General features: G+C 63.0%; 16 protein-coding genes. 11 read left to right on the plus strand and 5 right to left on the minus strand.

Features of this window, described 5'->3' with window-relative positions:
• Window positions 1-46: 46 nt before the first annotated feature.
• Window positions 47-1,750: a bacillithiol biosynthesis cysteine-adding enzyme BshC gene (bshC, locus tag VJ464_21550; protein HKQ07726.1), complete on the minus strand. Its 1,704-nt coding sequence runs from the start codon at window positions 1,748-1,750 to the stop codon at window positions 47-49.
• Window positions 1,751-1,866: 116 nt separating this feature from the next.
• Window positions 1,867-2,778: a dihydrodipicolinate synthase family protein gene (locus tag VJ464_21555; protein ID HKQ07727.1), complete on the minus strand. Its 912-nt coding sequence runs from the start codon at window positions 2,776-2,778 to the stop codon at window positions 1,867-1,869.
• Between the two features lie 298 nt (window positions 2,779-3,076).
• On the opposite strand from VJ464_21555, the gene fmt reads away from it, so the two are divergent.
• Entirely contained in the window at window positions 3,077-4,027 is a 951-nt protein-coding gene (gene fmt / locus VJ464_21560) for a methionyl-tRNA formyltransferase (protein HKQ07728.1), read from the plus strand.
• A 117-nt stretch (window positions 4,028-4,144) separates the two neighbouring features.
• Here the strand turns inward: fmt and VJ464_21565 are convergent, their stop codons facing one another.
• The 3 genes from VJ464_21565 to VJ464_21575 all read right to left on the minus strand — a co-directional run bounded on the left by VJ464_21565 (window position 4,145) and on the right by VJ464_21575 (window position 7,128).
• Window positions 4,145-5,629: a hypothetical protein gene (locus VJ464_21565; protein HKQ07729.1), complete on the minus strand. Its 1,485-nt coding sequence runs from the start codon at window positions 5,627-5,629 to the stop codon at window positions 4,145-4,147.
• Window positions 5,630-5,719: 90 nt separating this feature from the next.
• Window positions 5,720-6,580, minus strand: coding sequence for a zf-HC2 domain-containing protein (locus VJ464_21570; protein ID HKQ07730.1), 861 nt, complete (start codon window positions 6,578-6,580; stop codon window positions 5,720-5,722).
• Window positions 6,577-7,128: a sigma-70 family RNA polymerase sigma factor gene (locus tag VJ464_21575; protein ID HKQ07731.1), complete on the minus strand. Its 552-nt coding sequence runs from the start codon at window positions 7,126-7,128 to the stop codon at window positions 6,577-6,579. Before VJ464_21575 ends, VJ464_21570 begins: the two co-directional genes overlap by 4 nt.
• 149 nt (window positions 7,129-7,277) lie before the next feature.
• Between VJ464_21575 and VJ464_21580 the strand changes: the two genes are divergently transcribed.
• The 10 genes from VJ464_21580 (at window position 7,278) to ilvD (ending at window position 19,801) form a co-directional block, all read left to right on the plus strand.
• Window positions 7,278-8,864, plus strand: a complete 1,587-nt coding sequence (locus tag VJ464_21580) for an AAA family ATPase (GenBank protein ID HKQ07732.1) — start codon at window positions 7,278-7,280, stop codon at window positions 8,862-8,864.
• On the plus strand, window positions 8,864-9,907 hold the full coding sequence (locus VJ464_21585) for a hypothetical protein (GenBank protein ID HKQ07733.1): 1,044 nt from the start codon (window positions 8,864-8,866) through the stop codon (window positions 9,905-9,907). The genes VJ464_21580 and VJ464_21585 overlap by 1 nt, the downstream gene beginning before the upstream one ends.
• Window positions 9,904-11,652 (plus strand): VWA domain-containing protein, encoded by a 1,749-nt coding sequence (locus VJ464_21590; GenBank protein HKQ07734.1) that lies wholly within the window; start codon window positions 9,904-9,906, stop codon window positions 11,650-11,652. Before VJ464_21585 ends, VJ464_21590 begins: the two co-directional genes overlap by 4 nt.
• A 144-nt stretch (window positions 11,653-11,796) precedes the next feature.
• Entirely contained in the window at window positions 11,797-12,387 is a 591-nt protein-coding gene (locus VJ464_21595) for a hypothetical protein (protein HKQ07735.1), read from the plus strand.
• A 3-nt stretch (window positions 12,388-12,390) separates the two neighbouring features.
• Window positions 12,391-12,960: a nicotinamide riboside transporter PnuC gene (pnuC, locus tag VJ464_21600; protein ID HKQ07736.1), complete on the plus strand. Its 570-nt coding sequence runs from the start codon at window positions 12,391-12,393 to the stop codon at window positions 12,958-12,960.
• Window positions 12,924-13,949: an AAA family ATPase gene (locus tag VJ464_21605; protein ID HKQ07737.1), complete on the plus strand. Its 1,026-nt coding sequence runs from the start codon at window positions 12,924-12,926 to the stop codon at window positions 13,947-13,949. Before pnuC ends, VJ464_21605 begins: the two co-directional genes overlap by 37 nt.
• A complete protein-coding gene (locus VJ464_21610; protein ID HKQ07738.1) occupies window positions 13,924-15,345 on the plus strand; it encodes a capsule biosynthesis protein CapK in 1,422 nt (473 codons plus the stop codon). Before VJ464_21605 ends, VJ464_21610 begins: the two co-directional genes overlap by 26 nt.
• A 66-nt stretch (window positions 15,346-15,411) precedes the next feature.
• Window positions 15,412-15,984 carry a hypothetical protein gene (locus VJ464_21615; GenBank protein ID HKQ07739.1) on the plus strand — a complete coding sequence of 191 codons (573 nt, stop codon included), beginning with the start codon at window positions 15,412-15,414 and terminating at the stop codon, window positions 15,982-15,984.
• Between the two features lie 237 nt (window positions 15,985-16,221).
• Window positions 16,222-18,015 carry a trypsin-like peptidase domain-containing protein gene (locus VJ464_21620; protein HKQ07740.1) on the plus strand — a complete coding sequence of 598 codons (1,794 nt, stop codon included), beginning with the start codon at window positions 16,222-16,224 and terminating at the stop codon, window positions 18,013-18,015.
• Between the two features lie 112 nt (window positions 18,016-18,127).
• Entirely contained in the window at window positions 18,128-19,801 is a 1,674-nt protein-coding gene (ilvD, locus tag VJ464_21625) for a dihydroxy-acid dehydratase (protein HKQ07741.1), read from the plus strand.
• The last annotated feature ends 51 nt before the right edge of the window (window positions 19,802-19,852 follow it).

A 19,852-nucleotide genomic window follows, 5' to 3' on the forward strand; every position in this document is an offset into this window, starting at 1 on the left:
CTAACAGATTACTTCAGCGTCGGAAGAATGAGTTGCCGCCTGCCGGTCAGCGGGCGTTGACGACCTGCGAGGCCGCGCCGCCTATGTATACCAGTTGATGATTCGTGTAGCCTATGTCTATCGCGGCGTACAACTCGTCGAGAAGGCTTGGGCCGTAGCGCGAAAGAAAGTAGTAAACATTCAGTTCGCGCTCCTGAAGGTTCTTGTCTGGAAACAGCGTCGTGTAGGCGCGCTCGACCTGGCGATAGACGGTCTCTTCGCGGCGCGCGCTGGTATGCACGAAGCGCGTGCGCAGATGTTCGAGCTGATAGATGATCTTCGCCCGCGCGTTCTTCGTGGCGTCAGACAAACTGGCGTCGGCGCGGCGCAGGCTGGCTTCGAGGCGGTCGAGTTGCTCGGTGATCTGGCGCTCGGTGTCGGCAAACGCGTTGGCGGTTTCGCGGTCGAGGCTCTGCTCGACGACTTTGGTGATCGCCGCGTGCAGGCCGTCGAAGAAATCCGGCAAGTTGAGCTTGAGCTTCTTGAGCGTCTTCTGATGGCGATGCTCAACGATGGTCATGCTGGCGCGCGGCAGCACGCATGGCGGCTGGCGCTCCAAGGTCTCATAGACGGCGCGAATCTGCGCGAAGTAAGCGATTTCTGCCGGGCCGCCGATGTAGGCGGCGGTCGGCAAGAGCCAGTCTTGCACGACGGGCCGCAACGTCACGTTCGGGCTGAAGCAGTTCGGACAGCGCGCCGCCAGCTCCGTAAGCTCGGCTTGATCGAACGAACGATTCGAGCCTTTCACATAGAAGCGGCCTTCGTGCTGAGTCATCGCCACGCGCCGGCCATCGTCCATAATAAACAGCGGCGCGGCGTCTTCCGAAACGTGAACCTGCGCGTGATAGCCGGCCTGTTCCAGCTCGCGGCTGCGCTCGACCAGCGCCCGCGCGATCTGCGGCGCGCGCTCGATGGCTTGCGCATAGAGCGGCGCGGCGACCTGCTTCAACTCCTCGTCGAGCGGGTCGAGCAGGACAACGCCATAGTCTTTAAAGATGCGCGCCATCAACTTTGCGAACGCGTCGGCAAAGCCCTCGCCTGCCGCGTAGCTGTCGCGCAGGTCGCGTTCGATGTCGGTTAGAAACTCCGACGGCGGCAGCGCCGCGACGAACTCATCAATGGCCGTCGCAATCCCCGCATCGATCTCGACGCGACCGACCGGCGCATCCGTGGGCCGCTCTGCCGGCTCGTAGTGAATCGTCTTCAGATGGCCTTCCGTATCGATCAGCCGGCAGTGATTGACTTCTTCATAATCGTGATCTTCACTGGCGACCCAGAAGACCGGCACCGCCTCGATGCCCTGCTCGCGCAGACAGTCGGTAAGCTTGATGACGGTCATCGCCTTATGGACGGTGTAGAGCGGCCCCGTGAACAGGCCCGCCTGCTGGCCTGTAACGATGGCTACAGAGCCCGGACGGCGCAGCACCTCGATGTTCTTGAAGGTCAGCTCGGACGAGCCTGCACGCCGGTTGATGCGTTCAAGCGCGTCGGCGACACGCTGGCGGTCGAAGGAGCGCGCGCCGACCTCGCGGGCATGCGCGGCGAGCGGCGACACGGCGCGCCCGCAGTCGGTGTAGAAGCGCGCTACTTTGTCGTAATCGTAAAGAAAATCGTTGAACAGGCGAGAGGTGCGCGGAATCTCCGTGAAGCGGAGCGCGTCCTCGGTTCGCTCGGCGGCGGCTTCGAGGTTGGTACAGTCGGCGTCTTTCATAAGCAGTTACCAGTAGGCAGTGACCAGTTGTCAGTTGTCAGTTGTCAGTTGGGTATGCTGCCTTCTGGCTGGCAACTGCCAACTGATCACTGACAATTGAATAACTGACAACTGCTTTACTCCATCTCTGGGAAGAGTCCGGTGTCGCGCATCACGGCGCGAACGCGCTCGCGCTCTTGCTCACTGAGCGGCGCGAGCGGGGCACGCGGCTGACCGCCTACAAAACCATTCAAGGCCATCGCCGCCTTCAAGGCCGCGACGCCGAGGCCGGCGGTCACGACCTGCGACAGTGGCGCAAGTCTATTCTGCAAGTCGCGCGCCAGCGCCGTGTCGCCGGCGCGCACGGCATCGTAAAGCTCAACGCAGGCGCGCGGCGCGGCGCAGGCGACCGCAAGGATCGCACCGCTCGCGCCCATCAATAATGACGGGTAGAGGATGCCGCCGTTGCCCACCATGACGCGGAAGCCGGCAGGCGCGAGGCGGAGGGTTTCGGCAAGCGGGCCGAAATTACCAGAGCTGTCTTTCACGCCGATGATGTTCGGATGCTCGGCCAGCCGCGCAATCGTTGCCGGCTCGATGATGACGCCGGTATTCTGCGGCACGTTATAGATGAAAACCGGAAGGGGCGACGCCTCGGCGACGGCGGTGAAGTGTTCGCTGAGCGCCGCCTGCGTCATGCGCGATTTGTAAAAGTAAGGCGTGACGACCAGCGCCGCGTCGGCCCCGGCAGCCCTGGCGCGCGCGGTGGCGGCAATCGCGGCTTGCGTTGAAAACTCGTTCACGCCGGCGATGAGGGTATGATCGGGCCGCGCCGCTTGCCTGATGGTTTCGATGACCTCGGTCTGTTCTTCTCTGGTCAGGTGGACGGCTTCGCCATTCGAGCCGAGCGCCACATAGCCGGCGAGGCCGGTTTCGTTAAAGCGCGCGACGTTGCGCCGCAGCCCTTCAAAGTCAACTCGACCTTGCTCGTCGAAAGGCGTCGTCAGCGGCGGCAGTATGCCGTTGTAGTGAAGTTCGCGGTCTTGCATCGCCAGTATTCCTACGTCCTCGCGCGCGCCGCCGTTTCAATGGCACGCATAGAATATTGGCAATTATAGGGAGGGCCGCCACAAGGCGCAACTTTGCCGCACTTAGCCGCCGCGCCGCAAAATGTAAAAAGATGTAAATCAGTGACGCGGAGAGAAGTCAGAAGCCCGAAGCCGGAAGTCAGAATGAACAAGGAAGTCGGCTCTCGCCTCCGCTCTCATTCTGGCTTCTGACTCCTGACTCCTGACTTCCTTCTTCTTGTCACTTGTCACTCGTCACTTGTCACTCTTTAATAAAGCTATGAGATTGATTTTCATGGGCACGCCGGAATTTGCCGTGCCGTCGCTTAAGCGATTGCTTGCCGATGGCCAAGAGGTCGCCGCCGTTTTTACACAGCCCGACAAGCCCGCGGGGCGCGGCCATCATCTGCACACGCCGCCGGTCAAGCAGTTGGCGCTTGAACGTGGCATAGCGGTTCATCAACCGGCGCGGATTAAGGCCAGCGACGAGGTGCGCGCCGTCTTTGAACGCATTCAGCCGGACGCCTGTGTCGTCGCGGCGTATGGCAAGATTTTGCCGGCGTGGCTGTTGCAGATTCCGCGGCTTGGGTGCATCAACGTGCATGCGTCACTACTGCCGCGCTATCGCGGCGCGGCGCCAATCAACTGGGCGATTGCCAATGGCGAGCCCGAAACCGGCGTCACCATCATGCAGATGGACGCAGGCATGGACACCGGCCCGATGCTCGCTAAACGCGCCACGGCCATCGGCGCAACCGAAACCGCCCCGGAATTGGCGGTCAAGCTTGCCGAGCTGGGCGCGGCGCTTTTGTCAGAAACATTGCCAGCGGTCGAGCGCGGCGCGGTCACGGCCGAGGCTCAAGACAACGACGCGGCGACCTATGCGCCCATGCTGAAGCGCGAAGACGGGCTGTTGGACTGGCGCTTACCAGCGGCGGAGATCAGCAACCGCGTGCGCGCCTTTCAGCCGTGGCCCGGCGTGTACACGACGCTCGGCGGGGCGCGCTTGCATCTCTGGCGAGCCCGCCCCGAAGACCAGCCGATAGCCGATGAGCCGCAAGCCGCGAACCCGCCCGGTACGATCCTGCGCATAGACCGCGCCGGCCTGCTGATCCGTTGTGCTGCGGGTAGCGCCTTGCTTATCGAAGAGTGTCAGCTCGAAGGCAAGCGGCGCGTCGCCGCGCGCGAGTTCGCCAACGGCATGCGGTTGAAAGCCGGCGACCGCTTGTGATCAGGAAGCAGTAGGCAGGAGGCAGGAAGCAGTCAGGAGAGCATGCAAACTCTGTTGACGATCAGCAGCCGGTAATGATCAACAACTGCCTCCTGCCTCCTGCCTACTGCTTCCTGCCTACTGCCTCCTGTTCTTCAGTTCTTCGACAATCTGTTTATACGCCGGGTCGTCGCGCAGCCCCTCTAAATCCTTGTCACCCTCGATGGCCGCCGCGTCCTTGAAGCCTTTGGCGACGGCGCGCCGTAGCGCGTCGAGCGCATTGCGGCGGTCGCGGTTGAGCGCGTAGGCGCAGGCCAGGTTGTAGAGCAGGCGTGGATTGTCGGGGGCAATCAATATCGCAAGCGACAGGCTCTCTGCCGCCGCCGCGTACTGCTTGCGCTGTTGCAGGATGCTCGCCTCTTCGCTCAGGTAAACGAAAAACTGGTTGATGACCCGCCGCGCTACGACCCGTTCGGCGCTCCCCGGCGGTGCGTCGGAGCGCTTCTTGAGGGCCGCGAGGTTCTTTTGCAAATCGGCGTAAGCCTGCCGGCGCTCGTCGCTACTTTTCGCCGGCTGGTCACCAAAATCGCTCAAACGTTCAGGCGCAAGCTCCTGGCGTTCGTCCTGGCCTCGCAACGACGCCTTCAACTTGTATAGCTCTTTAACGCGGGTCTGCTGCTCGCGCTCCTGCTCGTCTTCCTGTTTGATCGCCTGCTTGACCGCATTCGCGTCCTTCAGCTCGGCGGCGCGGCGTTCGACTTCGGCAACCTCGCGCAGCCCTTTGAAGTCGCTGGCCGCGTCATTGAAGCGAATGTAAGCTTCGTAACTTTTGCCGGCGGCTTCGGCGGCTCGGGCGCGGCTGACGCTCTGCTCGAACCATTCATTGATGAGCGCCTCGTCGCGGGCGCGGCGCTCGCTCTTCATCGCTTGCAGCTCAAGCCATGCGATGGCCTCTTCGGCAAGCGCCGCCGGCAGCCAGTCGTGCCCGCCGTCGAAAGTGGCAAAGCGATTCGCCAGCCCCAGCCGGTCAAAGGCGCGCGTCAGGTTGCGCATTTCGGGATAGTTGAAATCTTCACGGCCTGCGGTGGCAAAGAGCGCAAAGGTCACGCTGCGCGTCGGCGCGGCGGTTGCCGGGAAGCCGCCTCCACAGGCGATGACCCCGGCCACCGCGTTGCCGAGCGACAGGGCGACACCTGTGGCGACGCGCCCGCCGCCGGAAAAGCCCGCCGTGTAGACGCGGCGCGGGTCTAACGCCAGCCGCTCGCGCGTGTCGTTCATCATGGCGCGCACGGCGGCGGCAACGTCGCCTGCGCCGTTGCGCGAGTTGTTCGAGCCCGCGACGATGACGCCATACTTTTCCGCCGCCGCTTTGAAACGCTCAAGCGGGACGCGCCCGCGCGCCGCCGGGTCGAAGCAATAGATGATCGGCCAGCGTTTTTGCGGCGTATAGCCCGCGGGCAGAAACAAGGCGTAGCTCTGATCGGCGGCGGCGCGGCAGACGACGCGCTCGCTGATCGCGCCTCTCGCGAAGGTGTCGGATTGACCGGCAAATACCGAAGCTGAAGAGAGGAGAGAGACAACGGCAACGCCGAGGAGTCGGGCGTAGAAATATACAAACTTCATGGTTTTATTGATCCAGCAAAAAAGTCGCTGGGCACTACCATGAAGATAAGCGAAGCGCGCGGCGATTGGCAACTGTCTGCGAAATCGTCTTCACGCGTCGAGCCGGTTGAGGAACGATTGCACCGATGGCGCTAGCGCGGCGGCGATTTGCAGATTGTCTTCGCGGCTCAAATCAGAGACGACGAAGGCGAGATAGTCGCGCGTTTCAAAGCCGGTGACTTCCAGATTGTTCAGGCGGGCGCCAAAGACCGGCACGCCCGCGGCATCGAGCATCGCCGCGACCTGATTTTGCGTGAACGATTCGCCGTTCTTTTTCGTGACCACCAGCGACAGCGCCGTTTGCGGGCTCTTCAAGATCAGGTGAACGTACTCGCGCCCTTTGGCCTTGCAGTGGTGGCCGACGACGACGCGATAGGCACCCGGCAGCCTGTCGTTGACCATCGCCACCAGTCCGAAGAAATCAGGCCCGAGCTGCTCGCGCATCTGCGCTTCGGTGAACTGGCGATTGGCAAAGCCCGAATCCAAAGCGCAATGGAGATGATCTTTCAGCCCGATCTCAAGGATTTGCGCGCCGGCCATCTGAGCCGTCACTTCAGGGCCGGGCGAGGCCGAGAGATTCCGCAATCGCAGCCCGAAGAGGCTGACGGCGATGAGGACGACTGCCGCCGCGGCAATCAGCGTCCAGGTGGGCCATCCCGGCTTTGCGTCTTTGCGAATGCGCTTGCGAATCTTCTCCTGCAAGGCGGGCGGCACGGACTCTTTCATCACCGCGGCCTTTAAAAGTTCTTTGATGCGCCGGCGATTCTCCAGCGATTCCGAGCAAGCCGCGCAGCCTTCGAGGTGGCGCAGCACTTCGTGCGTGGTTTCGACCAGCAGCTCGTTATTCAGGTATGAATCCAGGTAAGCGCGCACTCTTTGGCAGTGGTGCTGCTCGAAGTTGACGACATTCATGCGCCCTTCCCCCTTTCTGTTTGATTGATGCCATAGCCGCCGGCGAACTCGGCCAGTTCCAGGCGCAGCAGCTTTCTGCCGCGGTTGAGCCGCGACATCACTGTGCCCAGCGGAATGCCGAGCGCCGCCGCGACCTCTTTGTAAGACAGCTCGTCAACGTCGGCCAGCAGCACGACCTCGCGGTAATGCTGCGGCAGTTTCTCGAAGGCCGCCAGCACGTCTTCGTCGCTGAGGTGCGGCGAAACCGGCGGCTCGTAGCTGACGGTTTCCTCGATCCGCTCGTCCTCGTTGCTGACCAGGCGCATCTTGAACCACTTGCGGCGGTGGTGCTGGATGACATGAAAAAGAATCTTGAAGAGCCAGGCGCGGCAGTTTGTACCGGGCTCGAAGCGGTGGAACGATTTCCACGCTTGCAGGTAAGCTTCCTGCACCAGGTCTTCGGCTTCGGCGCGGTCGCGGACGAGGCGCAACGCCGTGCGGAACAGGTCATTCAAATGCGGCAGCGCCGCGCCCTCGAACTCTTCTGTCTTGGCCGAACGTCCAAACATTGCGCTCACACCTCTCAGAGCAAATTCGTATGACCGCCACTCGGTGAATCGCCGCCGCGAAGCCAAATATTCCCGCCGCCGCCTGAAAAGGCAAATTAATTCGGGGGCGCATCTTGACAGGCTTGCGCCCAAGTTGGTATCCCTTCGGCATGGCTCCGCCGTTCGATCTCTTCAAGAAAGTCTCGCAAGCGCCGACCAATCCGCAACCGACGCCGGCGCGCCAGTCGTTCGATGTCGCCGACCTTTACACGGGACCGGCGGCGACCGCTACGGCTGACACGACGCCGCGGGTGGCGCTGGATGAAAAGCTGCGGCAGGCGTATTTCTGGATCGTCAACGCCGCCATCATCAGCCCGTATTATGACATTGAGTACAATGACGCGCCGCCGCAGACGTTCAGCTTCGGCGACCAGAAAAGCCGGCTGGTGCTGCCGTCGGATCAGAGCTATTCGAGCTTCGTGCTGATGCCGCTGCTGAACCTCGTGCTGCGCCGCCGCTGTTTGCTGGTCGGCGGGCCGGGGCGCGGCAAGACGGCCAGCGCCATCTTGATGGGCGTGCTTGCAGGCTACACGATCAAAGACATCAAGCGCGCCATTCAACATGGCCAGCCGCAGATGACCATCTCTGACCTGCTCGGCAACCCGCTGCCTTCGACGCTCGTCGCCGCCAAGAGCATGGACGAAGTGCAAATCTCATGGCGCAAGTGGCTCGCCATGCGCGTCAAGATCATTGACGAATACAACCGCATCCCGACGCGCACGCAATCGGCGCTGCTCACGGTCATGGGCGACAACTACGCCGAGGTGCTCGATCAGATTTACGAATGCCCCGAAGCGGCATGGTATCTGACCGCCAATGACGACGCCGGCGGCGGCACTTATCAGGTCATCGAAGCGCTGCGCGACCGCATCGACATCGTCGTCAAAGCCTTGCACTTCAACACGCGCTTTCTCGGCGACCTGCTGGCGCGCATCGAAGAGAACATCAAGCCCGAAGAGGTCGTGCCGCGCGAGATCGTTTTTACCGAAGCCGAGCTTGACCGCGCCTATCAAGAGATTCTCGACGTGCGGCTCGCAACCGAGTTGCGCCGCCGCATCGAATTCTTTGCCAGCCACTTCGAGTTTTTTGACGCCGCCGCCGATCAGATCGAGTACAAGACGAAAGACACGATGAAGCTGGCGGCGATTGACTTCAACCTTTTGAGCGCCCGCGACACCGGCAAGGACAAGCTGAAAGACCTGGGCAGCCAGACGCGCAACGGCTTGTCTGTGCGCGCGCTGATGACCTTGCTGGTCTTCGCCAAAGCGCTCGCATGGTTTCGCGGGCTACAGGAAGTCGGCTTTGAAGACGTGCGCCAGATCATTCCTTTCGTGCTGCACGACAAGCTGGCTCAAGACGCCGACTCGCCCTTCTTTGACGCGCCGGAAAACGGCGCTTTTCGCAGCGACAAGGTCGGCTGGATTCGCCGCCTCTTCGACCTGTCGTGCGCCGAATACGACCGCCTCGACCGCGACCGCGATGACGTGGTGGCGCAGATGGAAGCGGAATTCGCGCGCGGCCTGGAAGGCGTCAGCGAACAAGAAGCCCGCGCCCGGCTGGTCAAGATCGAGCGCACGCTCGCCGATTGGAGCAAAGGCCGCAAGCTCTACGGCCACCTGTTTGACGACATCCTCAAGCTCAAGTACCTGCATCAGCGCTACACCAATTACTTGAAGTGGCTGCAATGGAAGGCGTGATGATAGAAACGCTCGTCCGCGGGCCGCTGGCCGATGCGCTCAAGCGCGGACGCGACCGCTTCAATACAAAATTCGCTTATGCGCGCCATCGCTTCGCGGCGCTCGACGGCGACGCCGTGAAAGCGCATCTGCGCTCGACGGTCGCGCCCATCGCCGAAGCCGTCCACGCGACCGCCGCGGATCGAGTAGACGCGGTCGTTGATGCGCTCTATGACCTGTCGCTGGAATTGATCGGCGGCGGCTTTCTCGGTCGCGAGTCGCGCTACCCGGCGCTGCTGCGGGCGTGGCGCGAGATGCTGCCGCGCCTGCCGCATCTGCTCGCCCGCGAGCCTTCGCGACTGGCGAGCGCCGTGACCAACGCGGTCTACAATCTCTCGACGGCGGCGACGGCGCGACCGACTTTCTGGATAGACGCGATGACGCGGCTCGGCGTGACCTGCGGTGACGTGCAAACCTTTTTAGAAGCCGGCAAAGTCGTCGCGTGGCGCAGCGGCCTGGCCGAGTACCGCGACGGCGCGCTCGCGGCCTGCTTGAATCTGGATGAAGCGCTTGGCCGTGCCGCGCTCGGCTTGCCCGTGGCCGACACGACGCCCGTGGCGACGGTCATCGCGCGCTTGCGGCAGGATCGCTGGCTCGCGCCTGCCGCGGCGGCCAGTCATTCAGCCGACAAAGAGAAACGGCTGCGCGTCGTCGCAGTGGTCGGCGCGTTTCGCGGCTTTGGCGGCGTCTTTGTCGAGCCGCCCCGCGTGCTGCTGCGCGATGGCGAGTGGCTGGCTTATGATCGCGAGGCTTGTTGGCTGGTGACGGCTGACCTGTTCGGCGCGACCTTTCATCGTGCAGGCCCGCGCCCGCCCACAAGCGACCGCCCGGCGCAATTCGACTTCAAGATCGACCGCGGCGGGCGCGTGATGAAAGGCGCGCGAGCCGAGACCTTCGCACATCTGGCCGACCCGAGCAGCTCGGCGGCGACGGAGACGACGCTGGCCGTTACCCTGCCCCGCTCGCACAGCATTTATTTCGTCGCGCTGATGGATGAGACGTGAACGATCAACTCGACAAGCTAAAAGCCGCGTGGCTGTCGCGCTGGCCCGAGGCGCTGGCGCTGTGGAGCAAGTTCACCAAGCTGCGCGAGCCGCGCTGGTGCTGCACCGCCGCGGACGAGCAGGCCGAAGGCTTGAGCGATAGCTTTGCCATGATCCGCCTGAATGACACGTCGGTCGTCATCAGCCTGGCGCAGATTGCCGAGCGCAAGCTCGATGGCTTCCCGCTCGAAATTCTCGGCCACGAGATTGGCCATCACGTCTACTGCCCCGCCGACCTCACCGATCAAGGCCGCATGATCGCGCGCATGCGACGGGCGCTGCCGACCAAAGAACACCTCGCCGGGTTCATCGCCAATCTCTACGCCGACCTGTTAATCAACGACCGCTTGCAGCGCGGCGCGCGGCTGCGCATGGCCGATGTCTTTCAAACGCTCGGTGGAGATTCGACGAATCGCATGTGGACGTTCTACATGCGCATCTATGAAATTCTCTGGAGCCTGCCCCGGCAGACACTGGCGAAAGGCGACATCGATGCGCAGCTCGAAGGCGACTCACACCTTGGCGCGCGGGTCATTCGGGTCTATGCGAAAGACTGGCTGCGCGGCGCGGGGCGCTTCGCGGCGCTCTGTTTGACTTATCTGCTCGAAGACGAAGGCCAGCAGGTGCGGCTGCTTTTGAAAGGCTGGCTCGACACGAAAAACGCCGGCGTCGGGGCGCTGCCTGATGGGCTGGTTGAAATTGATGCCGACGAAGCCGGCGACGCTATTCACCCGGCGCTCGATCCCGAAATCACCGGCGTCATCGAAGACGACGAAGCGCCAGAGAAAGCCCGCAAGGCGCGCCTATCAGCGACGCAAGCGGCGGGCGGCGGCCAGGGCCAGTACCGCGAGCCGTTCGAGTACGGCGAAATTCTCAAAGGGCTGGGGATCAACTTGCCGCCCGACGAGCTGGCCATCCGTTACTATCGCGAGCGTAGCATTCCTTACCTTGTGCGTTTCCCCTCGCGCATCATCCCCGAGACTCAAGAGCCAATGATCGAAGGGCTGGACGTCTGGGACATCGGCTCGCCGATAGAAGACGTGGACTGGTTCGAGAGCGCGCTCGCAAGCCATCAGCTCGTGCCCGGTTATACGACCGTGCAGCGCGTCTACGGCACGTCGCCCGGCGCTACGCCAAAGCGCGAGCCGGTTGACCTGGACTTGTACGTTGACTGTTCCGGCTCGATGCCGAACCCGCGGATAGCGACTTCGTATTTGACGCTGGCCGGCGCGATCATTTCGCTCTCAGCATTGCGCGCCGGCTCGCGCGTCAAGGCAACGCTATGGAGCGGCAAGGATGATTACCAGACCACCGGCGAGTTCGTGCGTAATGAGCATGACATTCTGAAAATCCTCACCGGCTACATCGGCGGCTGCACGGCGTTCCCGATTCACCTGCTGCGCGAGACCTTCAAAGATCGCAGGCCGAGCGACCGCCCTGTACACACCCTGGTCATCTCGGATGACGGCGTAGACACGATGTTCGCAAACGACGAGCGCGGCGCGAGCGGCTGGGACATCTCGCGGATGGCGCTGACGAACGGGCGCGGCGGCGCGACGATGGTGTTGAACCTCTGGCAGGAGTGGCAGCAAAATGCGACACTGGTGCGCGCGCACGAACAGGGCTGGCAGATTCATCGCGTGCAGACGTGGGATCAACTGACCGCCTTTGCCCGCGCCTTCAGCAAAGAAAAATACGGAGAATAGAAGTCAGGAGGCAGGAAGCAGGAGGCAGGAGGCAGGAGGCAGTCCAGAAGATATGCAAACTGTCTCTATGATCGGCAGCAAGAAGTGGTCAACACTTAACGCCTGCCTCCTGCCTCCTGCCTCCTGCCTCCTGGCTTATGGCTTATGGACGAAGGGCCGCAGCTTGAAAGCCTGACGCGCCGGCTGGCGGAATGCCCGGCGGATTTTATGGCCGCGCCGCGCGACCGTGGCGGCAAAGGCGAAGTGTATGTCGCCGCCGTCGTCTTCGATCTGCTGCGCGAGCTGGGTGGCGCGCCGCTCACGCCGCAGCAGCTCGACGTGTTCGAGCTCAAGCGCGGCGATGCGCGCCGCGAGCGCAATCTGCGCGTCGTGCTGGTGGCCGTATGGCTGCTCTATGATCCGTGGTTCCGCTCGCGCAGTCGTTTCGCGCCGGCGGCCTACGAGTTACTGGCTTCAGGGCTGGACGATGTCGCGGCCATCGTGCCGCCGCAAGCGTTCATCACGGACGCCGACCGCCGCGAAGAGCTGGCGCGGCTCTGCTTGCAGGCGCTCGGCTTGCGCCCGGCGGGCGAGACTGAATCGCAAGCCGTAGACCGGCTGACGACGCTCGACAGCGTCGAGCGCGCCCACGTCATCCGCGAGGCCCGCGCCGCCGAAGCCCGCGCCCGGCAAGTCCGCGAAGAGATGGCGCGCAAGGCTGCCGAAGAAGCCGCCGCCGTCTATGGCAGAGAGTGAGCCGTGACGACCTGGGAGATCATCGCGACGATGCTGGGGCTGATTTCTGTCTGGCTCACCGTCAGGCAAAACATCCTTTGCTGGCCGACCGGCCTGGTGATGGTCGGGCTCTATGCGGTGATTTTTTTCCGCGCCCGGCTCTACGCCGACGCCGGCTTGCAGGTCGTCTACATCGCGCTGCAAATCTATGGGTGGTACGAATGGCTGCGCGGCGGCAAAGATCACCGCAAGCTGACGGTGACACGAATCACGTTGCGGCTGGGCCTCTTGCTCGGCGTCATCGCTGTGGCGGCGACCGCCTTGATGGGCTACGGGCTGGCGACCAGGACCGACGCCGCGTTGCCTTACTGGGATTCGGCGGCGACGGCTTTGAGCCTCGTCGCGCAGTGGATGCTGGCGCGCAAGCTGATCGAAAACTGGTTGGTCTGGATCGCCGTCGATGTGTTGAGCATCGGCATCTACACCGTTAAAGGGCTGTACCCGACAACCGTGCTTTACGCGGCGTTTCTGGTGCTGGCGGCGCTCGGGTGGAACGAATGGAGAAAGACGCTCAGAAATTTGCAACCGGCATGATCCTGGGCAAGTTCATGCCGCCGCATCGCGGCCATCAGCACTTGATCGATGTCGCCCGCGAGCGTGTAGCGGAGCTTACCATTCTCGTCTGCTCGCTTGAGCGCGAGCCAATACCGGGCCGCCTGCGCTACGAGTGGCTGAAAGAGATGTACCCGGACGTGCGCGTCATTCACGTCGCGGACGAAAATCCGCAGGAGCCGCACGAGCACCCGCGCTTCTGGGAAATCTGGACAGAAACCATCCGTCGCCGTTTGCCTGCGGGGCCGGAGGTTGTCTTCACTTCGGAAGCCTATGGCGACGAGCTGGCACAACGGCTCGGCGCGCGCCACATTGCCGTAGACCTCGCGCGCCAACGCGTGCCGGTGTCGGCGACGGCGATTCGTCGTGACCCATACGCCAACTGGCAATTCATCCCTGAATGCGTGCGGCCTTACTTTGCCCGGCGCGTGGCCGTGGTTGGCGCGGAATCTACAGGCAAGACGACGCTGGCCAGGCAGCTCGCGGCGCATTACCAGACCAGTTGGGTGCCCGAATTCGCCCGTGAGTATCTCGATGCAAAAGACGCCGAGCGCCCGCTTGCCGCATTGACGCTCGCAGACATCGCCGAGATTGCCCGCGGCCAGATTCGTAGCGAAGAACAACTGGCGCGACAGGCAAACCGGGTGTTGATCTGTGACACAGAGTTGCTGACGACGCGGCTGTGGAGCGAGCATTTCTTTGGCTCCTGCGAAGACTGGATAGGTCGCGCCGCCGCCGAGCGCCGTTATGATCTGTACCTGCTCACCGACGTGGACGTGGCGTGGGTGGCCGACCCGCACCGCGACGCGCCGCAGTCGCGCGAGCTGTTCTTGAATCGCCTGCGCCGCGAATTGCAATCGCGCGAGCGGCGTTTCGTGATGATCTCCGGCACGCCCGACGAGCGCCTGCGTCAGGCGATTGCCGCCATTGATGCGCTTTTCTGCTATGAGTCGAACTTGCTCACTACCTGATGAAGAACGCTACCCGCTGCTCGACGACGAGGGCCGCCGGTTGCTAGGGCGGCTGTTGGAGCACCCCTCGGCGCCGCGCTACAACTTTCGCTGCGGCGATCAACTGACCGCCGCCGGCCTGGAACGGGTGCGGGCGTATGAGCGAGAGCTGAACGCCGCGCCCGCGACCTGGGCGCACGGCGCGCCGCCCGCCTGGGTCGGCGATTACGCGGCGTGGTGTTTGCGCGAGGTGCCTTTCTATCGCAAGCGCAAAGGTGCGGCGGATGATTTTTTTGCGCTGCCGACTTGCGACCGCGCTGACCTGAGCCGCGAGCCGTGGTCGTTCGTGCCTGACTCGCAGCCGCTGGACGACATGATCGTCTATGATTCAACCGGCACGACCGGCGCGCCGCTCTACGTGCCGGCGCACCCGGAAGTCTCTGCGAAGTACCTGCCGGCGCTGCGCGCGGCGCTCGCCCGTCAGGGCGTGAGGCTCGAAGGCGGCCCCGGCAGCGTGGCGATCATGACGATCTGTGCGCAAGATTACACGCTGACCTATGCGACGGTCTCGGCGTTTCTCGATCAGGCCGCCTATGTCAAGATCAACCTGAACCCAGGCGAGTGGCGCGACCCGCAAGACTGCGTGCGTTTCATTGATGATTGCCGCCCTGAGATTTTTTCCGGCGACCCGCTGGCGTTTGCGGCGCTCGCGCAATTGCCGGTTCAGGCGCGCCCGAAAGCGCTGGTGTCGTCGGCGATGACCTTGCTGCCGGGGATGCAGCGGCGGCTCGAAGCGCGTTTCGGCTGCCCGGTGATTGACGTTTACTCGCTGTGCGAATCGCGCTTTATCGCGGCGCGGCGCAATGATGCCTTCGAGATCATCCCGCACGACATTTTTGTGGAAATCCTCGACCGCGATGGCCGACTCTGCGCGCCGGGCGAGCGCGGCGAGATTGTGCTGACCGGCGGGCGCAATCCGTTTCAGGCGATGCTACGCTATCGCACTGACGATTACGCGGCGATGGCGTGGCGCGACGGGCGGCCTGTGCTGACAGACTTCGAAGGCCGCCAGCCGACGCTGTTCGTTGACACGCGCGGCGAGCTGGTCAACAACATCAACGTAACGCACGCGCTCAGGCCGTTTGCGCTGGCGCAATTCTCTCTGCATCAATTCGCCGACCGCCGCTTGCGGCTGCGACTGCGAGGCGATGACGTTGACGAAGCGAGCGTCCGCCAGGCGCTCGTGCGACTGTTCGGCGACGGGCAAGAGTTGACGATTGAAGCGCTGCCCGGCACCGGCGCGCGCGGCGGAAAAGTGATCCAATATACGTCCGATCTGACCGGCGACGAGCTGGCCGAAAAGGGCTTCAGCTTCCGCCGCACGGCGGTGACAAAATCTCCCCTCAGCGCGCTATGAAGTTGCGGGGGCTTGCTGTATAATCCCGCGATTCGCAGTGAAAATAATCTGAAAGGAACGACAAGTATGATGAACGCAAGACGACTGGGGCTCCTCACTTTGCTGGCGCTGGCGCTGGTGGGCGCGGCGGCGTGCAAGTTCTATGAAACCGACAAGGCCAACAAGCTGGTCGAGGCCGCCAACGCCTCGATCACCGAGGCCAACAACAAGTGGCAGAGCGGCACGAGCAAGCTGGATCAGATGCAAGACGCCGCGCTGAAGGTCGAGGACGAGGACGAAGCGGGGTTGGCGAAAGTGCGCGGCGACGCCAAGGCGGTCATCGCCGACCTGGAAAAGGCGCGTGACGGCTTCACCGACGGCGGCAACAAATTTCTGGAAGCCGCCAAGATGAAGGTGCCGGATAAGCTCAAAGAATACTGGGAAGCCAAGGGCCAGGAGATGAAGAAGCGCGGCGAACAGGCCACCGCTTTGCTCGCCGACCCACAGGCCCTGCTCGATAGCCAGAACCGCGAAGACTATAAGGCGAAGGCTGTCGAAGCCGAGAAGAAGTTCCAGACCATCAAGAAAGAAGCGGATGACCTGGAAACCAAGGCCAACAAGATTTACGAAGATAACAAGGCCATGTTCAAACAGAGCTAGCTCATCCGTTCGAGCGGCCAGAATTCGACGGGCGGACGCCCTGGTGTCCGCCCGCACTGTTTGGTTACGGCTCAGACAGCCGGCGGCGGACGGCGGAAAATATCTCGGCAAAACTGAAAATCCGAACGTGACTATTTCTCACACAGTGGTATAATTTGCCAACCGGTCGGCGCGAAAACCCGCACGACTTGAAATTCCGTTATTGTCAGGTTGCATATAGGTCAAAGGAGATTCGCCATGCGTAAGTTTTCCATTGTCATTCTGGTGGCGCTGGCCGCCCTGTCCGCCGCCTCGCTGTTTACGGCGAGCGCGCAGCAAGTCAGCGAGGGACAGCGGCTGGCGATGTATTCCAAACCCGCCGTCGTGCGCATCTACGACGGATATTACGGCCAGGTCCTTTGGCCTCGGCTGAACAAGACCTACAATTGCTTTGCGGTCGGCAGCGGCTCGGGCGCGTTCATCAACCCGAACGGCTACATCGCCACCAACGCCCACGTCACCGACGCGACGCACCAGGGCGACGACAAGGGCAAAGAGTCTGTGCTAACCGCTTTTATCAACCAGCTGGCGCGCGATTATGGCAAAGACGCGCGCGCGATCTTCGCCGATGGCGACCTGCTGCGCGGCATCCTGTCTGAAGCGCGCTTGCAGAGCCTGACCCACATTCACCACGTCATCACGCCCGACGGCAGCAACTTCCCGTTCGAGATTAAAGCCTTCGGCGCACCCGTCGGCGAAGGCAAAGACGTGTCGATCATCAAGATCGAAGTCAAGAACGCGCCGGTGCTGAAGCTGGGCGATTCCGACAAGGTGCAGCTTCAGGATCACATCACGGTCTTCGGCTATCCGGGCGCCGCCGACACCAACGTTCTGGATCAGAAGTCGGCGCTCGAAGCCTCGATCACCGACGGCAAGGTTTCGGCCAAGAAGAACGCCCAGGACGGCGCGCCGGTCTTGCAGGTGAGCGCGCCTTCGACGCACGGCAATTCGGGCGGCCCGGTCTTAAACGACAAGGGCGAGCTCATCGGCATGCTGACCTTCCGCGGCGACACCGTCAATGGCCAGGAAGTCCAGGGCTTCAACTTCGTCATCCCCTCCAGCACGATGAAAGAATTCATCAAGCAGGCCGGCACCGAAAACGAAGAGGGCCTGGTTGACAAGCGCTACCGCGAAGGGCTGGAGCTTTACTGGGACAACAACTACAGCCAGGCGATCAAGAAATTCGAAGAGGTGTCGCGGCTCTACCCGCAGCATTCGGAGACGGCGCGGCTGATCCGCGACAGCCAGCAGGCGATTGCCGAAGGCAAAGAGAAATCGGGTCTCGGCGGCTTTCTGATGCTGGCCGTTCTCGGCATTCTCGGCCTGGTCGTCGTCGGCGGCATCATCGGCTTTGTCGTGATGCGCAGCAAGAAACAGCCGGCGCGCCCGGCGGGGCAGGCGGCCTTCCAGGCCCATGCCAGTTACCCGCAACATCAACAGCCGCAGCACGGGCAGTACCCACAGCAACCGCAGCAGCCGTCTTACGGGCAACAACCGCAACAGCCGCAGTACCCGCCGCAGCCGGCTTACGGACAGCAACCGGGCTACGCGCAGCAACAGGGCTATGGCCAGCAGCAGCCGTCCTACCCGCCGCAGGCCAAGCCGGCAGCGCCGCAGCCGACGCAGGTTTTTTCAGCACAGTCGCAGACGGCCGGCCTCGGTGGCGCAGCCGCGGCAGTGGCGGGCCATGGGGCGATCCGCTGGACCTCTGGACCGTTCAACGGCCAGCGCATGGATGTGCGGCCGGAAGGCTTCTACATCGGGCGCGATGGTAACTACGCCCAGGTGAAGATCGAAGACCCGCGCGTTTCGAGCCGCCACCTGTGGGTCGGCGTGCGCGATGGCCGCGTCGTCGCCATCGATCAGAACTCGACCAACGGCACGTTCCTCAACCAGCTCGGCACCCAGCGCATTAAAGAAGTGGCGCTGAATGCCGGCGACACGGTCATCCTTTCGGAAGCCGACGTGGCGCGCTTCGTCTACGAGAAATAGCCGCCTCCGAATCGCTACGACACGGCGAGCGCGATTGTGATCAAGTCACAATCGCGCTCGTTTTTCTTTTGTGATATTGTTCTTCGGCCTGCGCAACACCTGGGGAAAAATCATGAGCGATAATCGAAGAAGCAGAACCATCACCGAAGGCTTGCACCGTTCACCGAACCGCGCCATGCTGCGCGCCGTCGGCTTCGGCGACGACGATTTCGCAAAGCCCATCATCGGCGTCGCCAACGGCTACAGCACGGTGACGCCGTGCAACCTCGGCCTCAACGATCTGACCGCGGCGGCGGTCGCCGTCCTGCACGAGCAAGGCGCGATGCCGCAGGTCTTCGGCACGATCACCGTCAGCGACGGCATCACCATGGGCACCGAAGGCATGAAGTATTCGCTGGTGTCGCGCGAAGTCATCGCCGACAGCATCGAGACGGTCTGCAACGCCCAGAGCCATGACGGGCTGGTGGCCATCGGCGGCTGCGACAAGAACATGCCCGGCGCCATGATCGCCATCGCCCGGCTGAACATCCCGGCCATCTTCGTCTACGGCGGCACGATCAAAGCCGGCCACTGGAACGGCGAAGACCTGACCATCGTCAGCGTCTTTGAAACCTTCGGCAGCTACGTCGCCAAGAAGACCACAGAGGTTGAGCTACTCGAAGTCGAGCGCCACGCCTGCCCCGGCGCCGGCTCGTGCGGCGGCATGTTCACGGCCAACACCATGTCGAGCGCCATCGAAGCGATGGGCATGAGCTTGCCTTACTCTTCGACGATGGCCGCCGAGGACGCCGAGAAAGTCGAGAGCGCCCGCCAGTCCGCCGAAGTGCTGGCCGCCGCCGTGCATCAGCAATTGCTGCCCGGCGACATCATGACGCGCAAGGCGTTCGAGAATGCCATCAGCGTGGTGATGGCGGTCGGCGGCTCGACCAACGCCGTGCTGCACCTGCTGGCGATTGCCCACGCGGCGCGCGTGCCGCTGACGATTGACGACTTTGAAGCGATCCGCGCCCGCGTCCCCGTGCTGTGCGATCTGAAACCATCGGGCCGCTACGTTGCCACAGACCTGCACCGCGCCGGCGGCGTCCCGCTGGTGATGAAGATGCTGCTCAATCATGGCCTGCTGCACGGCGACGCGCTGACGATCACCGGCAAGACGATTGCCGAAACGCTCGCCGAAGTGCCCGACGCGCCCTCTGCCGATCAGGACGTGATTCGCCCGTTCGAGCAGCCGGTCTACGAGCAAGGCCATCTGGCTATCCTGAAAGGCAACCTTGCCGAAGAAGGTTGTGTGGCGAAGATCACAGGCATCAAGCACCACCAGATCACCGGCCCGGCGCGCGTCTTTGACTGCGAAGACGATTGCCACCAGGCGATTCTGGCGGGCAGCATTCGCCCTGGCGACATCGTGGTGATTCGCTATGAAGGGCCGCGCGGCGGCCCCGGCATGCGCGAGATGCTGGCGCCGACTTCGGCCATCATCGGCATGGGGTTGGGCGATTCGGTAGGCTTGATTACCGACGGCAGATTCTCCGGCGCGACCTATGGCATGGTCGTCGGCCACGTCGCGCCCGAAGCGGCGGTCGGCGGCACAATCGCGCTCATCGAAGAGGGCGATCCGGTAACGATTGACGCCGACGGTCGCTTGCTCCAACTCAACATCAGCGAAGAAGAGATCGCCCGCCGCCGCGCCGCGTGGCATCCGCCTGAGCCGCGTTACCGGCGCGGGGTGCTGGCGAAGTACGCCCGGCTGGTGTCGAGCAGCAGCCTCGGTGCGGTCACGGACTAGGCAGAACAGGAATAACACAGAGACACAGAGGCACGGAGGAAGCACAGAGTT

The sequence above is a fragment of the Blastocatellia bacterium genome (assembly GCA_035275065.1).
Lineage (GTDB): Bacteria > Acidobacteriota > Blastocatellia > UBA7656 > UBA7656 > DATENM01.

Excerpts from the sequence above, each read along its gene's own strand:
- bshC (HKQ07726.1), bottom strand. The coding sequence starts at position 1,750 with ATGAAAGACGCCGACTGTACCAACCTCGAAGCCGCCGCCGAGCGAACC.
- ilvD (HKQ07741.1), top strand. The coding sequence starts at position 18,128 with ATGAGCGATAATCGAAGAAGCAGAACCATCACCGAAGGCTTGCACCGT.
- VJ464_21565 (HKQ07729.1), bottom strand. The coding sequence starts at position 5,629 with ATGAAGTTTGTATATTTCTACGCCCGACTCCTCGGCGTTGCCGTTGTC.
- VJ464_21615 (HKQ07739.1), top strand. The coding sequence starts at position 15,412 with ATGATGAACGCAAGACGACTGGGGCTCCTCACTTTGCTGGCGCTGGCG.
- VJ464_21620 (HKQ07740.1), top strand. The coding sequence starts at position 16,222 with ATGCGTAAGTTTTCCATTGTCATTCTGGTGGCGCTGGCCGCCCTGTCC.
- VJ464_21570 (HKQ07730.1), bottom strand. The coding sequence starts at position 6,580 with ATGAATGTCGTCAACTTCGAGCAGCACCACTGCCAAAGAGTGCGCGCT.
- VJ464_21605 (HKQ07737.1), top strand. The coding sequence starts at position 12,924 with ATGGAGAAAGACGCTCAGAAATTTGCAACCGGCATGATCCTGGGCAAG.
- VJ464_21610 (HKQ07738.1), top strand. The coding sequence starts at position 13,924 with ATGAGTCGAACTTGCTCACTACCTGATGAAGAACGCTACCCGCTGCTC.
- VJ464_21555 (HKQ07727.1), bottom strand. The coding sequence starts at position 2,778 with ATGCAAGACCGCGAACTTCACTACAACGGCATACTGCCGCCGCTGACG.
- VJ464_21595 (HKQ07735.1), top strand. The coding sequence starts at position 11,797 with ATGGACGAAGGGCCGCAGCTTGAAAGCCTGACGCGCCGGCTGGCGGAA.
- fmt (HKQ07728.1), top strand. The coding sequence starts at position 3,077 with ATGAGATTGATTTTCATGGGCACGCCGGAATTTGCCGTGCCGTCGCTT.
- VJ464_21575 (HKQ07731.1), bottom strand. The coding sequence starts at position 7,128 with ATGTTTGGACGTTCGGCCAAGACAGAAGAGTTCGAGGGCGCGGCGCTG.
- VJ464_21580 (HKQ07732.1), top strand. The coding sequence starts at position 7,278 with ATGGCTCCGCCGTTCGATCTCTTCAAGAAAGTCTCGCAAGCGCCGACC.
- VJ464_21585 (HKQ07733.1), top strand. The coding sequence starts at position 8,864 with ATGATAGAAACGCTCGTCCGCGGGCCGCTGGCCGATGCGCTCAAGCGC.